Raw genomic sequence first — 18,580 nt, forward strand, 5'->3', positions numbered from 1 at the left:
GGCTTAATTGATGGGGAATTTAAAAGCTAGTATTCAAAAATATGAACAAGAAATGATTGCATTTAGACGAGATTTACATCAACACCCAGAATTGCAATGGGAAGAATTTCGTACGACTCAAAAAGTAGCAGATGAAATGGATAAGTTAGGAATTCCTTATAGAAAAACAGTTCCTACTGGTCTGATTGCAGAGTTAGTTGGAGGGAAACCTGGTAAGACAGTAGCATTACGTGCTGACATGGATGCGTTGCCTGTTCAAGAATTAAATGAAGGATTAGCTTATCAATCTTTAGAAGACGGTAAAATGCATGCCTGTGGACATGATGCTCATACCGCAATGTTAGTAACGGCAGCCAAAGCCTTAAAGGCCATTCAATCTGAAATTAAAGGAACTGTAAGATTTATTTTTCAACCGTCTGAAGAAAATGCAAAAGGGGCTAAAGCGATGGTGGAGCAAGGTGCTGTCGAAGGAGTAGACAATGTTTTTGGCATTCACATTTGGTCACAAATGCCTTCTGGAAAAGTTTCTTGTGTAGTAGGTTCTTCATTTGCTTCGGCTGATATATTCACAATTGATTTTACTGGACGAGGAGGACATGGAGCAATGCCAGACGCTTGTATTGATGCAACGATGGTAGCTTCTGCTTTTGTGATGAACGTTCAAGCAATCGTTTCAAGAGAGACACATCCGTTAGATCCAGTAGTAGTGACGATTGGTAGAATGGATGTTGGAACGCGATTCAATGTCATTGCGGAAAATGCACGTTTAGAAGGAACCGTTCGTTGCTTTAGTATTGAAACCAGAGAGCGAGTAAAAAAAGCGATTCAACGATATGCAGAACATACAGCGTTAACTTACGGAGCAACAGCAGCCGTTGATTACCAATACGGGACGCTTCCAGTTGTAAATGATGAAGAAGACGCCTTGTTTGCGCAAAAAATTATTCAAGATAGCTTTGGTGAGGACGCCTTACTTCAAGAGCCACCAACTACTGGTGGAGAAGACTTTAGCTACTTTACAGAACATACTCCAGGTTGCTTTGCTCTAGTGGGCTGTGGAAATCCAGATAAAGACACCGAATGGGCGCACCACCATGGGAAATTCAACGTTGATGAAGACGCAATGAAAATGGGGGCAGAGATGTATGCTCAGTACGCATATAACTATTTAAATAACTAATAAAAAAACTAGTCTAAGGGAAAATTTTAGGCTAGTTTTTGAATTTCAGAAACATTATAATAGAGGGAGTTAAAACAAATAATATTGCATAAGACTCTCTTTTTTGATAGTCTTATAGGGATTGAATTGAATCAATATGGAGGTTTCGTCAGTGGAGAAAATTATAACATTAAATGACATATCCTATAAATATCATCCAGATGCAGAAGGTTTAGCAATTGACGGTGTCTCACTTGATATTGAAGCAGGAGAATGGATCGCAATTATTGGACATAACGGTTCAGGAAAATCCACCTTAGCGAAAACCATTAATGGGTTACTAGCTCCAACTCAAGGAACGGTTACCGTTGGCGGACATCTTTTAACGGAAGAATCTGTTTGGGATATTCGAAAAATGGTTGGTATGGTCTTTCAAAATCCAGACAATCAATTTGTAGGTTCAACGGTTCAAGATGATGTAGCTTTTGGTTTAGAAAATATAGGTGTTCCCCGTGAAGAAATGATAGAACGCGTAAAAGACGCAATTGATAAAGTGAAAATGACGGATTATCTTGAAAAAGAGCCGGCCAGACTTTCAGGTGGTCAAAAGCAACGAGTGGCCATTGCCGGTGTGGTGGCACTACGTCCAGATATTATTATCTTAGATGAAGCAACAAGTATGCTGGATCCTCAAGGCCGAGAAGAAGTACTTGCGACTGTGAGAGCAATCAAAGAGACTGCTAATTTAACGGTGATTTCAATCACTCATGACATCAATGAAGCGGCTAGTGCAAATCGTGTGTTAGTGATGAAAGAGGGCAAGTTGATTAAAGAAGGGACTCCAGAAGAAATTTTCTCTTATGGGGATGAGCTGATTGAAATGGGCTTAGATTTGCCATTTCCAGAAAAATTAAAGTCAGCATTGAAGACTAGAAATATCACAGTACCAGAAGAGTATTTAACTGAGGAAGGGATGGTGGATTGGCTATGGACATTACTTTCGAAAAAGTAGGCTATACCTACCAAAAAGGCACTCCTTTTCAAAATCGCGCCTTATATGATATTGATTTAGAAATCAAATCAGGCAGTTTTACAGCGTTAGTGGGGCATACTGGTAGTGGAAAATCGACTGTATTACAACATTTAAATGCGCTAATGAAACCTACTGAAGGTGTTGTAACGATTGGCGATCGTGTGATTACACCCGAAACCAATAATAAGAACCTAAAAGGCATCCGTAAAAAAGTTGGTATTGTGTTTCAATTTCCAGAAGCGCAGCTTTTTGAAGAGACCATCGCAAAGGATATTGCATTTGGTCCTCGAAATTTTGGCGCAACGGAAGAAGAAGGCAAAGCGCTAGCAAAAGAAATGCTTGATTTGGTGGGCTTAGACGGATCTTATATGGAACGCTCACCATTTGATCTATCCGGTGGCCAGATGCGCCGTGTGGCGATTGCAGGTGTCTTAGCGATGGAGCCAGATGTCTTGGTCTTAGATGAACCAACAGCAGGCTTAGATCCAAAAGGACGTCTAGATATGATGGAAATGTTTCACTATCTCTATAAAGAAAAGGGACTGACAATCGTTTTAGTAACCCATCAAATGGATGACGTGGCAGATTATGCGGATCAAATGGTTGTTTTAGAAGGTGGCACAATTGTGAAAAAAGGCTTGCCAAGTGAGATTTTTAAAGAATCCGATTGGTTAAAGGAAAAACAATTAGGAGTGCCAACGGCGGTTGCTTTCAGTAACTATTTTGAAGCACGAACAGGCATTGACTTAGGCGAACTGCCATTAACGACAGAGGCTTTAGCTGATTTACTTGTGGCGAAAATTCAAGACAAAGCAGGTGACGGCAAATGATGGACAAACTGATTTTTGGTCGTTATATACCTGGGGATTCGATTATTCATCGTTTAGACCCGCGAGCAAAATTACTAGCAAGTTTCTACTTTATTGGTATTATCTTTTTAGCAAACAATTGGCAAACGTATTTATTTTTATTTGCCTTTACAATGGCAACCATTGCTCTTTCTAAAATCAAGTATAAGTTTTTTATTAACGGCGTAAAACCACTAATTTGGTTAATCTTGTTTACCGTTGTCTTACAAGTTTTATTTAGCCGAGGCGGCGAGGTCTACTTTGAGTGGGGACCAATTGTCATCTCACAATTTGGGTTGTTAAACGGTGTATTTATCTTCTGTCGTTTTGTGTTGATTATTTTTATGTCGACCTTATTGACGTTAACTACGGCGCCTTTAGCATTAACCGATGCGATTGAATTTTTATTACGCCCATTAAATGTAGTGAAATTTCCGGTGCATGAAATTGCGTTAATGCTGTCGATTGCATTGCGATTTGTTCCGACATTGATGGATGAAACGGAAAAAATTATGAACGCTCAACGGGCTCGTGGAGTTGATTTTGGTGAAGGGAATGTCTTTCAACAAATGAAATCCATCGTCCCATTACTAGTCCCACTTTTTGTCAGTTCCTTTAACCGAGCAGAAGAGCTTGCAACGGCAATGGAGGCTCGAGGCTATCAAGGTGGGGAAGGTCGAACCAAGTATCGCTTACTAAAATGGAAACGCAATGATACACTTGTCATTTTAGTATACGCAGTGGTAACGGTTTTACTTGTATATTTAAGAACTTAAACAACTTGAAGGACTATTTCTAATTGAAATAGTCTTTTCTATTAGCAGAAACAAGGAGAAATCGAATGAAAACAACACGCTATAAAGTAACTCTTCAATATGATGGCACGCATTTTGCTGGTTTTCAGATTCAACCAAAGTGTCGAACAGTTCAAGGAGAAATCGAAAAAGCCTTAAAAACCATGACGAAAGGCACCGTCATCAAAATCCAAGCTTCGGGTAGAACAGATGCAGGTGTCCATGCATTAGGGCAGGTGATTCACTTTGACTATCCTAGTGAGATTCCACCAGCTAATATGCTTCGGGCTTTAAATAGCTTAACAACAGATGAAATGGCCTTTATAGAAGCAGAGATTGCAGACAATCAGTTTCATGCCCGCTACTTTACAAATGGCAAAAGATACCAGTATCGAGTCAATATCAGCAAAGTTGCTGATCCATTTTTAAGAGATTATACGTTACACCATCCCTACCCCATTCAGATGGAGTATTTGGAAGCAGCATTAAAGGATATTGTAGGAACTCATGATTTTACAAGCTTTTGTGCGGTGAAAAGTGGACGTGAAAATAAAGTTAGAACAATCTATGAAGCAACCGTAACGAAAGATGAAACGCGTGATGAATTGATTTTTGAATTTTATGGCAATGGCTTTTTATACAATATGGTTCGGATTTTAATAGGGACGTTGATGCAAATTGCAAACGGACGTCGACCTGTCACCGATATGAAACGCATCATCGAAGCAAAAGACCGACAACAAGCAGGACCGACAGCCTTGCCTCACGGACTCTATTTAAAAAAAGTGTATTATTTGAATGCTGCTGAAATTGCTGGAAAAATTGCTGAAAAGGAAGCTTGGGATCGACAAAAGGAGCTGAGTGAAAATGGAGATTAGATTAAGTTTAGTAGAAGATTACCCCGGAATGGTAGCCATTGAAAATAGTATTTGGAACGATTTAAACACGCCATCTGTGACGACCTATAATAGTGTTGCTGAATTTCAACTGCGCTATCCTACTGGCTCACATTTAGTTGCAGTTGAAAATGGGGAGGTCTTAGGTTTGTTAGGCTTTCATCCCCCAACAGGCTTAGCAGCGCATCAAAGAACCTGGTTGCTAGACATTGGCGTTTTGCCAAGTGCGCAAGGTAGAGGTGTAGGGAATTTGTTGGTGTCAAAGCTTAAAGAGCTTGCTAAAGAACGCGGCATTCATAAGTTATCACTACGGGTATTAGGGACGAACGAAGGGGCCATTCGTTTTTATAAACGTCATGGATTTGTTGAAGAGGGCGTTTTAAAAGATGAATTTTGGATCAAGGATCGATATGTAGAGGATGTCTTTATGGGGTATTTGCTAAACAAATAAATTCTGGTAAAAGTTTGAAATAGGATTGACAAAACCGATAAAAAACGGTAATATGTTAGATGGTATTGTTTGCCCCCACGATGAGCCCCGGAAACTTATTGTGCATTCAAACAAACAGATAAGAATATGGAGGAAATTAACGTGCGTACAACTTATATGGCTAAAACAAACGAAGTAGACCGTAAATGGTACGTAGTAGACGCAACTGATATTCCATTGGGACGTCTATCTACAGCAGTAGCAACTATTTTACGTGGTAAAAATAAACCAACTTTCACACCTCATGTAGATACAGGGGATTTCGTGATTGTAATCAATGCAGACAAAATTAAATTAACTGGTAAAAAAGCAACTGACAAAATCTATTATCACCATAGTGGATTCCAAGGTGGTTTGAAACAAGTATCAGCTGGCGAATTACGTGCGAACAATTCTCGTAAATTAGTTGAATTATCAGTAAAAGGTATGTTACCAAAGACTTCTTTAGGTCGCAAACAATTTACTAAATTAAACGTTTACGGTGGAACTGAACATGAACACCAAGCACAACAACCAGTATTATTGGACATCAACAACCTAATTTAAGGAGGGAATTTCATTGGCACAAGTACAATATATCGGCACAGGCCGTCGTAAAAATTCAACTGCTCGCGTACGTTTAGTACCAGGAACAGGTAAAATCATCATGAACAAAAAAGATATCGTTGAATACATTCCATTTCCATACCTACACGAGGTAGTAAAACAACCTCTTGCAGCTACAGAAACTCTAGGAAGCTACGATATCCACGTTAACGTAAATGGCGGAGGATTCACTGGACAAGCAGGCGCTGCTCGTCACGGAATCGCTCGTGCATTGTTACAAGTTGACCCAGAATTCCGCGCACCATTAAAAGCGGCTGGACTATTAACTCGTGACCCACGTATGAAAGAACGTAAAAAACCAGGTCTTAAGAAAGCCCGTAAAGCTTCACAATTCTCAAAACGTTAATCTTTTTATATCAAGGATTTCAAGACACTTTCCATTTTTTGGAAGGTGTCTTTTTTTGATTTGGTAACGAGTTTGGTGGCGACTTTTTTCGTACCTCGTAACCAGCTATTCATTTTGATAGGCACTTCTGTATTCCTCTATCTATAAAAAATATTCATTTAATTGCACGATAAATGCTCCCAGACATTATCTTATAAGCTATTTGCGTCAGTTCATCTTCATTGGGGTTCTTATTATTGATTAGATAAGACTTGGTAAGCTGTGCTAAACCTGAAGCCATAAATTCTAAAGCCAAAAATGCCTCATCTTCATCAACGGTAATAAAACTATCTCTACATGTGGCTGTTTCTTGATAAATTAATAACTTTAAGATATCCATTAAATCATTTTCAATGATTATTTCCAAATCCTTTTTTCGCTTAATAACAAACTTACTAAAATTTCTACAGGTTTCTATGAGTGTGATCTCAGAACCGTGTTTATAAGAACTCGTTTCTTTTGAAATGATTTGCAAATGGTGGAGTAATAGGTTTTCCTTTGTTTTGTAAAGACTATAGAAAGTTTGACGTGAGACGCCAGATTGGGTACATAATTCACTAATTGTGATATCTTTGAATCCTTTTTTATTCAAAAGCTGAGTAAAAGCTTCTAATAATAATTGTTGTGAAATTAGGGCGGTAGGGTTATTTCCTTGGTACATTTACAAACACTCCTTTCTGTCTAAGTTTAGCTAATAACATTGACAGTGTCAATGTTAATTCATATAATACGATTAAACATTGACATTGTCAAGTTTGGTTGAAGGAGGAATAAAAATGAAAAAAGTATTAATTGTAACAGGACATCCAGATTTTGAGAAAGAATCAGTAGCAAATAAAGCTGCTTTTAAGGAACTAACTGAACTTTTACCCAGTGCAGAAATTGATAGATTGGATTTGTTATATCCAGACTATAAAATTGATGTACAAAAAGAGCAAGAGAAATTAGTTGAATCCGATATTATCGTCTTACAATTCCCAGTGTTTTGGTACCATATGCCTGCTTTAATGCAAAAGTGGGTGGAGGATGTTTTCTTAAATGGTTTCTCACATGGCCCAGAAGGAAATGCATTAGTTGGTAAAAAGTTAGTATTATTAATGACTGCTGGAGCACCAGAATCCTACTATAAAGGAGAAAAGGCTGTTTATGAACAAGATTTATTAATACCAATTAAAGGAATTGTGGAAGCTACTGAGATGGAATTAGCAGGTTACGAAATTTTATACGGTGTGAGTTATGGAACACGCATCAATGAAGAAATTTCGAAGGAGTACGCTGAAAAGGCTCGTCATACAGCTAGAAAAGTAGCAAATTTAGCAGGTGAATTAGCTAAATGAAAAGAAAAATGAAATTTTCAGTGTTAGATTTAGCTTATTTAAGAGAAGGTCAAACTTACCTTGAAGCGTATCATGATTTAGTTCAATTAGCTAAAAAAGCCGAAGAATTTGGCTATGAGCGTTATTGGATTGCAGAACATCACAATAGTAGACCAATCGGCAGTAGTGCGACCCAAATTTTAATTCAACATGCATTAGCCAATACAGAAAAAATCCGTGTGGGATCAGGTGGAGTCATGTTACCTAACCATAGTCCATATTTAGTAGCCGAACAATATGGAACGATTGAAACTTTATATCCAGGTAGAGTAGATTTAGGATTGGGAAGAGCTCCTGGAACGGATAGTGTAACAGCACAAGCTTTAAGACGTTCTAAAACATTGAATTCGGATTTTGAAGAAGAAATTGCTGAGCTAGAAAGTTATTTTAAAGGAACAGCATCGGTACATGCCTATCCAGCACAAGACTTAGCGATTCCTAAATATATTTTAGGTTCTAGTCCAGACAGTGCACATATTGCGGCAAAATTAGGATTACCATATGCCTTTGCTTCCCATTTTGCACCAACTCATTTAGAAGAGGCTGTGGCTATTTATCACAGGGAATTTAAACCAAGTGATTATTTGAAAGAACCGTATGTGATTGTTGGTGTGAATGCTTTTGTAGCAGATACAGATGAAGAAGCAAAACGACTAGCAACTTCTCAAATGCAAGGCGTGTTGTCATTAGTAACAGGGAATCCTAAAGGGATTTTGCCACCAAAAGATGAAGAGCAGTTATGGAACGACTATATCGCTGCAACGAAAGTTCCTCACTTTGGTCCAATTGCCTTTGAAATTGAAGGAATTGTAAATCGCGAGCGTGAGGTTGTTGAACAGATGACAGGCTTGTCGTTAATTGGAAATAAAGATACTGTCACAAAACAATTAAAAGCGCTACAAAATAAAGTGCAATTTGATGAGATTATTGTCAATAGTTTTATCTATAATCAAGGGGATCAAATAAAATCATATCAATTATTATCAGAAGTCATTAATGAGAAATTTTAAAAATTAGGAATGTAATGACAGGAATTGATTAAAAAAGACAGTACTTGAATTTTTAAGCAAAAACATAATAAAGTGATTGTAATATGTTTGGTAAAGTTTTTAAATACTTTGATTAATGATAAAAATTTAAACTTGAAAGGTGATTTATACATGAATTCAAATAATCAGAAATTAGTTTTAGTTGTTGGTGCTACTGGACTTCAAGGAGGCGCTGTTGCAAATGAAGCATTAAAACAGGGATTTAAAGTAAGAATTTTGGTTAGAGATAAAAATGCGCCTAAATCGCAAGCGCTTATTCAAAAAGGGGCGGAAGCTGTAGTAGGTGATTTTGATAATCCTTCTTCTTTGGAAAGTGCTATGAAAGATGTTGATGCTGTATTTTCTGTACCAATCTCTGGAATGGATACTGTTGAAACGGATAGAGAGAGAAAGCAAGTTTTGGCAGTTATTCAAAGCGCAGTGAAAAGTGGAGTGAAACAATTTGTGCATACGTCTGTTGCTGCGACAAGCAGATACACGGAGTTTCCAAAATGGGGAACAGGTTACTGGTTTGAAAAGTATTGGACAGATAAATGGGATGGGGAAGAAGCCGTTCGTTCTGCAGGTTTTCCTTCATGGACAATTTTGAAACCAGCAGTGATTATGGAAAATTTCATTGATAAAGTTGAATTGATGTATCCTGATTTTAAACAAGGTGAAATAAAAACAGTCACCTTTGCAGATACACTTATCGATTATATTTCAGTTAAAGACCTTGCTGTGTTCGTTTGTGCAGCCTTTGAAAACCCTGAGAAATTCAATCAACAGAGTATTGAACTGGCTGCTGAATCAATATCATATAATGAAATTACTGAAATCATTTCAGAGGAGACTGGAAAAGAGCTTAACGTTTCAACGCTTACTATTGAAGAAGCAGAAAAGGATGGAATTCATCCATTATCTATCGCAGGTCAAGAATGGGACAATGTAGTTGGATACAATGTGGACATTGATTTATTAAAAAAATATGATATCAAATTAACGTCATTTAAAGAATTTGTAGAAGAAAATAAAGACCAGTTTAAAATAGATTAAGGATTATATTTTTAATGTAGTGTTCAAGGGGGCCCCAATTGCTTCATATTCTGATGTGCAAGTAATTTATTTTGGTTACGAATATTGGTAACGAGTATCTAAAATTCAATAAAATTTAGTGAAACTACTTGCCCTAAAAGAGCGCTGTAAATACAGATAATATAGTGTTTTTCAACTCTATAAAATTTAGGAACAGCCAACCAGGTCTTAAGAAAGCCCGTAAAGCTTCACAATTCTCAAAACGTTAAAACCTTGTTATCAAGGGATTTACAAGACTCTCAGATATTTTATCTGGGAGTCTTTTTTTGGAATCTCCACCTATTCCCCACCGCTACATTCAGAAATATTATCAAAGGTGTAATCTGCAGGCGTAATCCTAACAGTAGGCTTTATATTAATATAAATTTTCATTGTTTCTTGGTCACTATGAGTCAAAGCCTCCATAATATCGTCTAACGACATTCCGTGCTTACTAGCTAAACTTGCTGAAGTGTGTCGAAGTTTATGGGGTGAGGCATGTGTGAGCTCAGGGTGTCGTTTTTCGACTACTTTCATTCTGTAATTTAAATAATCCGTGTGAACCCGTTTGTTAATATTTCCTTGACTATCACAGAAAGTGAAGAGGAACTGATTAGGGTCTTGAGAATTTCCAAGTTGTTTCAGCTCTCTTTTCTGCTGCTCATTCCAAGCGCTTAAAATAGCTTTTAAATTTGCTGATATTTTAAGCGTTGTTTTCTTGCGTCCTTTAGTAGCTTTTACAGTTCCATTTTTATCCAATGTTTGATCTAAATGAATACAATTATGTTCAAAATCAATATGTTTCCATTGAAGTGCATAGCATTCACTTTTCCTACAACTCAAAAAGAATGTTGTCCAAAATAGCGTATATTCTTGTGTGGTTAAATCGCCATTTTTGTAGTCTTCATTAATTGCTTTGAAGCAGTAATTCAATTCATTTTCGTTTAGATACTTGTCTTCATCAAGTTTACTTTCTGCTAGCTGAATATTTTTAAAAGCTTTTATTTTTTTAAGTGGTTCAGCAACCCTGTTGTATTCAATATATTTATAGTGAACAGCTAAATCAAAAACCTGATTCACGTAACACCTTAGAACTTTAAAATTAGCGTATTCTTTAGCTTTCGCAGTCATTCTAGGTGTAACAAATTCAGGGTGGTTATTTAAAAAGTTTAATGTCTGTTCTCCGAGCATTGGCAAGATATGAAGTCTAAACATATCTTTAGTGTTCTGTATAGCAGGTGGGTTGGGTAGGATAAGAACTTGTTGAACCATTGATATAAGCATCATACCAATATTTGATACAAAAATCCTCAATTATCATATTTCCACCAAGCTCAAAATCATTCATATGTTGTCTCCTTCGTATTTCTTGAATATAATTATCAAAATCTAAATCAGCTTGTTTTGCTTGTTGTAGAGTTTTAAACGTTTTGTCATAGTATGGATGTTTCAGGTTACAAAGTTATTATTGACAGTAGAGAATGGAATTAGCTATTCCTCAATATATAGCTGACTGGCTAAAAAACATCTGAAAAGCAAATCAAAATTTTTTGGTGTACAGACTGTCCACCTATACTTGGTTCGTTAATTGAGAGGACTATAGGTTTTAAAACGGAAGGACAATTACAATTCTATAATACAAAAGCTTACGAATGGAGTAAACTTTACGGAATCTTAGAATTTTGTAATGAACTTGAAAATGACTTGGTAGTATTAGCTGACAGTTTTGTGGAAAGAATGACTAAGGGAGTAGAATTACCCAGTAATTTGAAAACTGTTTTACCGTCAGATGCGACATTGACTATTGAAGATTTAAAATTAATTGATAGCTTGTAATTTATATGCTTTAGAAAAACTATATTTATGTAATTAACTATTATATCTCAATATTAAAAGCACTTCTTATTTGTAGGGTGTTTTTTTATTGTCTTGAGAAAAAATTCACAATAAGGTAAGATGTATATATATTCTAAAGATTGGAGGAGTTTCAGAGTGAGAATTAAAACTGTGTATATTGAAAATTTTAGAGGTTATAAAAATAGGGTGGATATTGATTTTGAAACTCTAACAACTTTTGTTGGTAGAAATGATGCAGGAAAATCAACTGTGCTTGAAGCATTGGATATTTTTTTTAATGAAGGAAAAAACATTATAAAGATTGAAAAAGACGATGCTTGTATTTATGGAGATTCAGATGTTTTTACAATAGGAGTATGTTTTGACAATTATCCTTCCAAAATTATAGTTGATAGTACAGTGGAAACGTCTTTGGAAGAAGAATTTTTATTAAATAATGAAAGTATGTTAGAAATAAAAAAACAATTTAAAAATGGTAAAAAAACTGGTACTTTTATTGTTGCTAATTATCCGGTATCTTCTGAATTACAAGATATTCATTTAAAATCGATTGCTGATTTAAAAGAAATATTAGAGAGTCATAATTTGGAAGTAGAGGATTACAGAAAATCATCATTAATTAGGAAAAAAATTTTTAACAGTGTAGAAAATGAAGATTTAACAATAAAAGAAATTCCTATTGATGTACAGGGAGCTAAACAAATTTGGTCTAGTTTAGAACAATACATGCCACTTTATGAATTGTTTCAATCAGATAGAAAAAACTTAGATCAAGATGATGAGGTACAAAGTCCAGTAAAATTACTTATAAAAGAAATACTGAAACAAGATGAAATGGAAGAAAGATTAAATGAAATATTTAATGAAATACAGACAAAAACTAAAATATTAACTGATAGAACAGTTTCAAAAATATCAGAAATGAATCCAGAAATTGCAAGTGAACTAATATCAGAATTTTCTAAACCAAACTGGAGTAGTGTATTTAAGTTTTCTCTTGATACTGATCAAGGAATATCATTGAATAAAAGAGGTAGTGGTGTTAGAAGATTAATATTATTAAATTTTTTCCGAGCAGAAGCAGAAAGACGAAGTTCAGAACGAAAAGTACCAACAATAATATATGCATTTGAGGAACCTGAAACATCACAACATCCAGAACATCAAAAAATGTTAATTGAAGCTTTTAAAGAATTGGCTCAAAGTGAGGTTAACCAGGTGATATTAACTACTCATAGCCCTGCTACAGTAAAAATGCTTCCTACTAATAACTTGCGTTTTATAACTAAAAACGAAGATAATGAAACTGTTATTTTTACTGCTTCAGAACATAGTGATATTCTTAGAGAAATTTCATTGGATTTAGGAATTTTACCAAGTATTGAGCCGTTTGATACGAATAGAGTAAAATTAGCTGTTTGTGTTGAAGGAAAAAATGATATAGAATTTCTAAAAAATATAAATAGAGCCATACCTATGTTAAAACAGATAATTGATTTGGAAAGTGATCAGATTATTTTTATTCCTATGGGAGGAAGTACTTTACAATTTTGGGTTAATGAAGATTATTTAGGAAAGCTTAACTTGGCTCAATTTCATCTTTATGATAGTGATATTGGTTCTCGAAGAGAACATAAATATATAGATAGTATTAACACTATTAACACTAGAGGTAATTGTATCGGACTTGAAACTACAATGAGAGAATTTGAGAATTATATACCTATGAATACTTTAAAAAGATTTTATGAATCTCAAGTGCTAAATAGCATAGAGGAATGGGGAACATGTGATATTCCAGAATCAATCGCTAAGAGTATTCATAATTCAGCAGAATCCAGAACATGTGATTGGGATGATGTTACTGATAAAAAGAAAAAAGATAAAGTGGGTAGAGTAAAAAATAAATTTAATACTGAATATATATTGGCAACAACAGAAGAAGACTTCCAAGGGCATAAATTCTTGCTAGATGAGATTATAATGTGGCATGAGCAAATTGTGTCATTACTTGAAGCATAAATTGTGTCGATAATCAGGGACGAAGCATTTAAAATAAGTATTAATAAAATCAAATTATAGCAATCGGGTAAGTAAACAAAGTAATAAAAATAAACAAAATCAATTGATTTAGATTTGCTCTATATCAAACCAGGTCTTAAAAAAGCCCGTAAAGCTTCACAATTCTCAAAACGTTAATCTTTGGTATATCAAAGATTTCAAGACACTTTCCAGTTTTTGGAAGGTGTCTTTTTTATTGTAATACAGACTGTAATAATTACATTAAATACTATAATAAAACTCGAATTCATCAAAAATTAGGTTATAAATCACCGATAGAATATCGGAAATTTATAGCATAACAATCGCTTTTTTTTGATTGTGTTCCATTCAATGGGGTTAGTTCCAAATGGAAGGGACTCTTTTTGTCTATTTATTTTGATATTGATGAACTCTCCGTAAAGTACTAGTTAAGATGATCATTATAGGTCGCTGATATTTTTATCTGCTAGATGTTGTCTAACGTTTGTTGTTGCTTCTCAAAGACTTTTGTTATTTTCGTTCCAAACTGTCCTTTAATTGAACTTCCTAATGTTTTTGAAGAAGAATCAAGTGCCTTTTTCGCACTCTCTATCGCTGTCTCTCCTTGTTTTTTGGTGTCCTGTATACTTGTATAAGACTTTTGTATTTTTGCGCCTCCAATTGCTAGAACACTTATTTTTTCTAAATTCTTTTGCAAATCTTTTAATAAATTCTTTGTGAATTCTTCCAATCTGTCAACTCCTTATTCTTTATTTACTTTCTGAAGGTCATTTCGATACCTTCGTTCAACTTGTTCTTGTTGTTGATAGATTTGTTTTTTTGCTCTTGCTATTTCCTCATAGTAGTCATGCTCTAAGCGCGTAATAGACTGTCTCGCCTTATCAAAAGGTTCACTGTTTACAGCAGATTCTTGAACTGTTCGGTAGATATCAGACAATGTTTCTTGTATCAACTGTTCTCCTTTTTGTTGAGCATTTTTTAATCTATCTTCATCCGCTTCCAATTCACGACGTTTTCGTTGATAGTCTGCAAGGATTTGTTCTTCTTTCATTTTCTAATCCCCCTTATGACCTTAACTGTTGTGCTAATTCTTTATCTCTTTGAATGAGCTCATCAATTTTATTTTTTATTTCTTTAGATAAGTTCTCAAATTTTTCATCTATCATTTTTGTCTTATTGATTTTTTTTTGAAAATATTCTGTTGGCTCATCCACCATTCGTTGCTGGGTCGCTCCTACAGCTGCTAGACTATCTTTTATTTCGTTTTCGGACAATAACTCTGTTTGTCTACGTGATTCTCTCAGTGTCTCTTGCCAGATAACTTCTGCGTCGGTCATTCCTTTTTGATACGCTCTTATTGCGTTTGCCATTGCATTTTGATAGGCAAAACGCCCTGTATTTACTGCTATCAGTGCTTGTTGGTCATTTAAATAGAGCTGTTCATTCTTCGAAAGTCCGCCACCATTTGCCGTTAGTTTTATCTTTAGTTGGTCTAGTTCTGTCAAGTGGGCAGAAAATTCACGCATAATATAATGACTTGCTTGTATCATGGCTCCTTCTGAGTTACCTGAACTATTCGGAATTTTTAATTGTCCGGTTTTCTCATCAAAATCCCAACTATCTAATTTATGGCTACTGCCATCTATCCACAAAATCGTTCCAAAATCGTCACTGTTTCCCCAACTTGAATTAAAATCATTCCATTTAGTGACATCATCGTTCTTTTGACGGTAATTCAAAAATAAATGTGGATTATTTTTCATAAAGGTTTCTTCTTCTTTTGTTAAAGAACGATATTGAAACCAGCCACTAAATACTGTTGTTGGTATTTTAAAATGAGCACCAGCTTTCAATATGTACGCAGATTGAGAGTAGCCAGACAACTGCGTAATCGTCCAGTCAGGATTCTTATCAATAAGGTCTCCAACATAGTCTACAGCTACATCTGCTTGAGGTGAACCGTTTGGAGATAGTCCTTTTAATGCAGCTTTAAAATCTATCCCATCGTCAGGATATGTTCCAGCTGCCACAACTGTTACGTGTGATACATCAGGTACACCATTTATTATCGGCGCCACTGCCATTCCTTGAAACCCATAATCACCGTTTTTCACTGAAAGAACCTTAAATTTTTGATTACCTGCCTTGACTATATTCCTCTCGTTACTCTTCAGTTGATTATCAGCTTTATTTGTATATTTAATTTCACTTTCCTTATAATCAGGGTCAACCTGGTAAACCCTATTGTTTAAATCTTTTAATTCTTTTTCTGTTGCCATTATAGACTCCTTTCTGTCTTATTAGAAAAAATAACTTTGACTTTATTTTCTGTCGTGCCTTCTAAAAGATTAGGGTCTACTCCATAAGATTCTAACTTTTTAGATTTATCATTCAAAGACATACTGACATCAAGTAATGAGGTCACCCCATAACTAGTTGTTATAGTCACATCCACTGATGTATAGCCAGTTAGTCTATTTTCACCATATCTTTCCGAAAACTTAATTTCCGTTACATCCGTAAAAGTATTTTTAATTTGTTTGGCCGTTGTTGTTTCCATCTTCACAATTTGTTGTTCTTTCCGTTGCGTCTCGTTTTGATTAAACATAAACCAGCTAACACCTCCAATTAGAATAAATATAAGAATCCCTGCTAATACCCATGTTTTCTTTCGCAAAATCACACCTCATCTCAGTTCACTACTCATTAAGTAAGCTACTCTATTTTTTATTTTACCATATAAATAAAAAGCGCATGTTTTTTTATTGTCTGATAGTTTGAGAAATAATGAAAAATTCGTATTTTTTAAATAGTTAATGGAATAGATTTGGTTACTAACTAGGGGCTCTCTATTAATTGTCTTACTATATCCAAGGAGTTGATTGCTCCTGTAAGAAAGTAATCAAAAAATAAATGCAACAGGGGCTATTATAAATATACGCCAAAATTTTTAAAAAATTCTATATAAAGAGCAAGTTGGGTGCCGTTTTAGGGAAGTGAAGGATGAGTTGTTTTTTCTTCTAGTGAATATGAAATCGATTAGGATTAATTAAATCAACCATTACTTCTTACGTCAGGGAGTATTCTCTGGATCCATTAGAAGTTATTGAAAAAGTAACGGAATTCAATGGAAAAAAGTTAGGTGATTTGATTTTGGAAAAATAGAAGATTATATTCAAGAATATTTATTTGTACGAGAACAAAAAGCATTACTAAACGATCATCCTGATGTACCATTAAAAATAAAAGATGATTTTCTTACAGGAGAATCTAAAAATAGTAGATGGGAAAATGATTTTGGTTATCTAGTAGAGAAATTTATTGATAACTGTTACGCAAAGATTCGTCGTCAAGTGTTAAGCGAATGTATTTAGACACTTTCCCAATTTTTGGAGAGTGTCTTTTTTGTTAAAACTGGATAAGTTTAAGCTTGTATACTTTAACTAAACAGAATCTTTTTTTGGAATACATAAAATATGCAACTAGATTCAATAGTTGAAAGTAGTCTCTTTTTTAGTGGAGAATATATTTTTTTTATTTTTGTCGTGATACAGTTAAATTATTAGAATGAAAGGGGTTGCAAAAAATGAAGAAGATTTTTTTTAGTATACTAGTTTCATCTGTACTGTTAGGTTTTTCTACGATAGCGCAGGCTGAAGAGACTGATCTTGAAAAAGAGGGTTATACGTTAGATTTTCATGATGAGTTTAATGGGCCGATGCTGGATAAAACGAAGTGGTCGGATCATTATTTAGAACATTGGGCAGATAATCCAGAAGATGCTAAAGCTAATTATCGATTTGAAAACGGTGCTTTAGTTGAATCTATTGAAAAAGAGCAGAAGGCTTGGGCACCAACACTGGATAAAGATAATTATGGTTATGGAACAAGCGGCGTAAAATCTAGCGCAATTCAATCATTTAATAAGAATTGGATTCATAATTTCAGCAATTCGAATACATTAATTTCACCTATCCCAGATGAGGATTTAATGCTTGGAGATGAGAAGACAGGCGGGTATGCAACAACTTACGGATATTTTGAAATACGTGCCAAATTAAGTAAGTCTTTAGGTGGTGGTCATCAAGCTTGGTGGCTAGTCGGCATGCAAAATGATACTAATGATTGGTTCAATTCAAAAGAAACAGGTGAAATTGATGTTATAGAAACATTTTTTGATTACAGTGAAAAAGTTCAAAGACCAGTAGGAACTAAAGGTGTTACAGAGGCGAATTGGCAAAAAGGATTATGGCAAGTCTGTACATTTGGCTGGAATGATCCGTTCTTTTCTCCTTCATGGACAGACAGTACGACGGCCATAAAAGGCGGAAATGAGGCCGTTGTTCCGGGAGCCGTGGGGATAGAAAGTTTAACGAATGAGTATCATACTTATGGGTTAGATTGGCAACCAGGATCACTAAAATTTTACTTTGATGGAAAACTATTTAGAACAATTAATCAAGCACCGGATTATCCAATGGGAATGATTTTAAATATTTACACAGATTCTGGATCTGGTAAACATGATGATGTATTTCCTAAAGAATGGGCGATTGATTATGTAAGGGTTTATAAAAAAGATAGTGGGTATGAGATTCCTAATCAAACAGTAAGAAATAGAGACACAGGTAAATATATTAATTTAGATGTATCTACTGAAAAGGTAATGTTGTCTGATGTTATCGCAGATTCGTCAAAATGGGAATTGGTGCCTAAAGGCGAGTACTTCTTAATAAAGAATAGTCTAACGGGTGAAACCTTAAATATTGAGCACCAAAAAGGTTTTGTTGAACATAGTAAGATTCAAGATACGGCATATAGTGGGCAGTGGAAGAAAGAGACGGTAGACGGATATGTTAGATTTGTGAATCGTTGGAAGCCAAATCAAGTAATTCATACAGAAGACAATTTAGGGTATTTACAGGCAGGTGCTATACAGCAAGGAGCTTGGCGAAGCCAATGGACTGTAAATGAATAGTCTTAAAGAATGT

The 18,580-nt window shown here is 35.1% G+C and carries 20 protein-coding genes; 14 read left to right on the forward strand and 6 right to left on the reverse strand.

Annotated elements, in window-relative coordinates:
- Positions 1-10 precede the first annotated feature (10 nt).
- From CDIMF43_RS03210 to rpsI, 8 genes are all read left to right on the forward strand, one after another.
- On the forward strand, positions 11-1,180 hold the full coding sequence (locus CDIMF43_RS03210; protein ID WP_074402181.1) for a M20 family metallopeptidase: 1,170 nt from the start codon (positions 11-13) through the stop codon (positions 1,178-1,180).
- 151 nt (positions 1,181-1,331) lie between these two features.
- Positions 1,332-2,171 carry an energy-coupling factor ABC transporter ATP-binding protein gene (locus CDIMF43_RS03215; RefSeq protein ID WP_109841162.1) on the forward strand — a complete coding sequence of 280 codons (840 nt, stop codon included), beginning with the start codon at positions 1,332-1,334 and terminating at the stop codon, positions 2,169-2,171.
- Complete coding sequence (locus CDIMF43_RS03220; RefSeq protein WP_109841163.1) at positions 2,147-3,022, forward strand: energy-coupling factor ABC transporter ATP-binding protein; 876 nt, start codon at positions 2,147-2,149, stop codon at positions 3,020-3,022. The genes CDIMF43_RS03215 and CDIMF43_RS03220 overlap by 25 nt, the downstream gene beginning before the upstream one ends.
- Complete coding sequence (locus CDIMF43_RS03225; RefSeq protein ID WP_034572066.1) at positions 3,019-3,816, forward strand: energy-coupling factor transporter transmembrane component T family protein; 798 nt, start codon at positions 3,019-3,021, stop codon at positions 3,814-3,816. The genes CDIMF43_RS03220 and CDIMF43_RS03225 overlap by 4 nt, the downstream gene beginning before the upstream one ends.
- Before the next feature lie 65 nt (positions 3,817-3,881).
- Positions 3,882-4,712 (forward strand): tRNA pseudouridine(38-40) synthase TruA, encoded by an 831-nt coding sequence (gene truA, locus CDIMF43_RS03230; protein WP_109841164.1) that lies wholly within the window; start codon positions 3,882-3,884, stop codon positions 4,710-4,712.
- A complete protein-coding gene (locus tag CDIMF43_RS03235; protein ID WP_233218280.1) occupies positions 4,702-5,181 on the forward strand; it encodes a GNAT family N-acetyltransferase in 480 nt (159 codons plus the stop codon). Before truA ends, CDIMF43_RS03235 begins: the two co-directional genes overlap by 11 nt.
- A 141-nt stretch (positions 5,182-5,322) precedes the next feature.
- On the forward strand, positions 5,323-5,766 hold the full coding sequence (gene rplM, locus CDIMF43_RS03240) for a 50S ribosomal protein L13 (RefSeq protein ID WP_057002217.1): 444 nt from the start codon (positions 5,323-5,325) through the stop codon (positions 5,764-5,766).
- A gap of 13 nt (positions 5,767-5,779) precedes the next feature.
- Positions 5,780-6,172, forward strand: a complete 393-nt coding sequence (gene rpsI / locus CDIMF43_RS03245) for a 30S ribosomal protein S9 (protein ID WP_034572058.1) — start codon at positions 5,780-5,782, stop codon at positions 6,170-6,172.
- A gap of 154 nt (positions 6,173-6,326) precedes the next feature.
- Here rpsI and CDIMF43_RS03250 read toward each other — a convergent pair whose 3' ends face one another.
- Positions 6,327-6,872: a TetR/AcrR family transcriptional regulator gene (locus CDIMF43_RS03250; RefSeq protein WP_109841165.1), complete on the reverse strand. Its 546-nt coding sequence runs from the start codon at positions 6,870-6,872 to the stop codon at positions 6,327-6,329.
- Positions 6,873-6,987: 115 nt separating this feature from the next.
- Here CDIMF43_RS03250 and CDIMF43_RS03255 point away from each other — a divergent pair, with 115 nt between their 5' ends.
- The 3 genes from CDIMF43_RS03255 (at position 6,988) to CDIMF43_RS03265 (ending at position 9,671) form a co-directional block, all read left to right on the forward strand.
- Positions 6,988-7,548, forward strand: a complete 561-nt coding sequence (locus tag CDIMF43_RS03255) for an NAD(P)H-dependent oxidoreductase (protein ID WP_109841166.1) — start codon at positions 6,988-6,990, stop codon at positions 7,546-7,548.
- Complete coding sequence (locus tag CDIMF43_RS03260; RefSeq protein WP_233218281.1) at positions 7,545-8,597, forward strand: LLM class flavin-dependent oxidoreductase; 1,053 nt, start codon at positions 7,545-7,547, stop codon at positions 8,595-8,597. The genes CDIMF43_RS03255 and CDIMF43_RS03260 overlap by 4 nt, the downstream gene beginning before the upstream one ends.
- Positions 8,598-8,747: 150 nt before the next feature.
- On the forward strand, positions 8,748-9,671 hold the full coding sequence (locus tag CDIMF43_RS03265; protein ID WP_109841167.1) for an SDR family oxidoreductase: 924 nt from the start codon (positions 8,748-8,750) through the stop codon (positions 9,669-9,671).
- A 318-nt stretch (positions 9,672-9,989) separates the two neighbouring features.
- On the opposite strand, the gene CDIMF43_RS03270 is transcribed toward CDIMF43_RS03265, so the two are convergent.
- On the reverse strand, positions 9,990-11,003 hold the full coding sequence (locus tag CDIMF43_RS03270) for a tyrosine-type recombinase/integrase (protein ID WP_109841168.1): 1,014 nt from the start codon (positions 11,001-11,003) through the stop codon (positions 9,990-9,992).
- Between the two features lie 678 nt (positions 11,004-11,681).
- Here CDIMF43_RS03270 and CDIMF43_RS03275 point away from each other — a divergent pair.
- On the forward strand, positions 11,682-13,568 hold the full coding sequence (locus CDIMF43_RS03275) for an ATP-binding protein (RefSeq protein WP_233218282.1): 1,887 nt from the start codon (positions 11,682-11,684) through the stop codon (positions 13,566-13,568).
- A gap of 194 nt (positions 13,569-13,762) precedes the next feature.
- Positions 13,763-13,909 (forward strand): IS3 family transposase, encoded by a 147-nt coding sequence (locus tag CDIMF43_RS13945; RefSeq protein WP_414734971.1) that lies wholly within the window; start codon positions 13,763-13,765, stop codon positions 13,907-13,909.
- A gap of 146 nt (positions 13,910-14,055) precedes the next feature.
- Here the strand turns inward: CDIMF43_RS13945 and CDIMF43_RS03285 are convergent, their stop codons facing one another.
- The 4 genes from CDIMF43_RS03285 to CDIMF43_RS03300 form a co-directional block, all read right to left on the reverse strand.
- The gene (locus CDIMF43_RS03285) at positions 14,056-14,319 is read right to left on the reverse strand and encodes a hypothetical protein (RefSeq protein ID WP_109841170.1); all 264 of its coding nucleotides are present in this window, start codon (positions 14,317-14,319) and stop codon (positions 14,056-14,058) included.
- Positions 14,320-14,331: 12 nt separating this feature from the next.
- A complete protein-coding gene (locus tag CDIMF43_RS03290; RefSeq protein ID WP_109841171.1) occupies positions 14,332-14,640 on the reverse strand; it encodes a hypothetical protein in 309 nt (102 codons plus the stop codon).
- A 13-nt stretch (positions 14,641-14,653) separates the two neighbouring features.
- Positions 14,654-15,703: a hypothetical protein gene (locus CDIMF43_RS03295; protein WP_233218283.1), complete on the reverse strand. Its 1,050-nt coding sequence runs from the start codon at positions 15,701-15,703 to the stop codon at positions 14,654-14,656.
- Positions 15,704-15,867: 164 nt separating this feature from the next.
- Positions 15,868-16,272 carry a hypothetical protein gene (locus tag CDIMF43_RS03300; protein WP_233218284.1) on the reverse strand — a complete coding sequence of 135 codons (405 nt, stop codon included), beginning with the start codon at positions 16,270-16,272 and terminating at the stop codon, positions 15,868-15,870.
- A gap of 1,035 nt (positions 16,273-17,307) precedes the next feature.
- Here CDIMF43_RS03300 and CDIMF43_RS03305 point away from each other — a divergent pair.
- Positions 17,308-18,567 (forward strand): glycoside hydrolase family 16 protein, encoded by a 1,260-nt coding sequence (locus CDIMF43_RS03305; RefSeq protein ID WP_233218285.1) that lies wholly within the window; start codon positions 17,308-17,310, stop codon positions 18,565-18,567.
- Positions 18,568-18,580 lie beyond the last annotated feature (13 nt).

Source organism: Carnobacterium divergens (assembly GCF_900258435.1).
Lineage (GTDB): Bacteria > Bacillota > Bacilli > Lactobacillales > Carnobacteriaceae > Carnobacterium > Carnobacterium divergens_A.

Excerpts from the sequence above, each read along its gene's own strand:
- CDIMF43_RS03225 (WP_034572066.1), top strand. The coding sequence starts at position 3,019 with ATGATGGACAAACTGATTTTTGGTCGTTATATACCTGGGGATTCGATT.
- CDIMF43_RS03220 (WP_109841163.1), top strand. The coding sequence starts at position 2,147 with ATGGACATTACTTTCGAAAAAGTAGGCTATACCTACCAAAAAGGCACT.
- CDIMF43_RS03235 (WP_233218280.1), top strand. The coding sequence starts at position 4,702 with ATGGAGATTAGATTAAGTTTAGTAGAAGATTACCCCGGAATGGTAGCC.
- CDIMF43_RS03305 (WP_233218285.1), top strand. The coding sequence starts at position 17,308 with ATGCTGGATAAAACGAAGTGGTCGGATCATTATTTAGAACATTGGGCA.
- CDIMF43_RS03250 (WP_109841165.1), bottom strand. The coding sequence starts at position 6,872 with ATGTACCAAGGAAATAACCCTACCGCCCTAATTTCACAACAATTATTA.
- CDIMF43_RS03255 (WP_109841166.1), top strand. The coding sequence starts at position 6,988 with ATGAAAAAAGTATTAATTGTAACAGGACATCCAGATTTTGAGAAAGAA.
- CDIMF43_RS03290 (WP_109841171.1), bottom strand. The coding sequence starts at position 14,640 with ATGAAAGAAGAACAAATCCTTGCAGACTATCAACGAAAACGTCGTGAA.
- truA (WP_109841164.1), top strand. The coding sequence starts at position 3,882 with ATGAAAACAACACGCTATAAAGTAACTCTTCAATATGATGGCACGCAT.
- CDIMF43_RS03260 (WP_233218281.1), top strand. The coding sequence starts at position 7,545 with ATGAAAAGAAAAATGAAATTTTCAGTGTTAGATTTAGCTTATTTAAGA.
- CDIMF43_RS03210 (WP_074402181.1), top strand. The coding sequence starts at position 11 with ATGGGGAATTTAAAAGCTAGTATTCAAAAATATGAACAAGAAATGATT.
- CDIMF43_RS03265 (WP_109841167.1), top strand. The coding sequence starts at position 8,748 with ATGAATTCAAATAATCAGAAATTAGTTTTAGTTGTTGGTGCTACTGGA.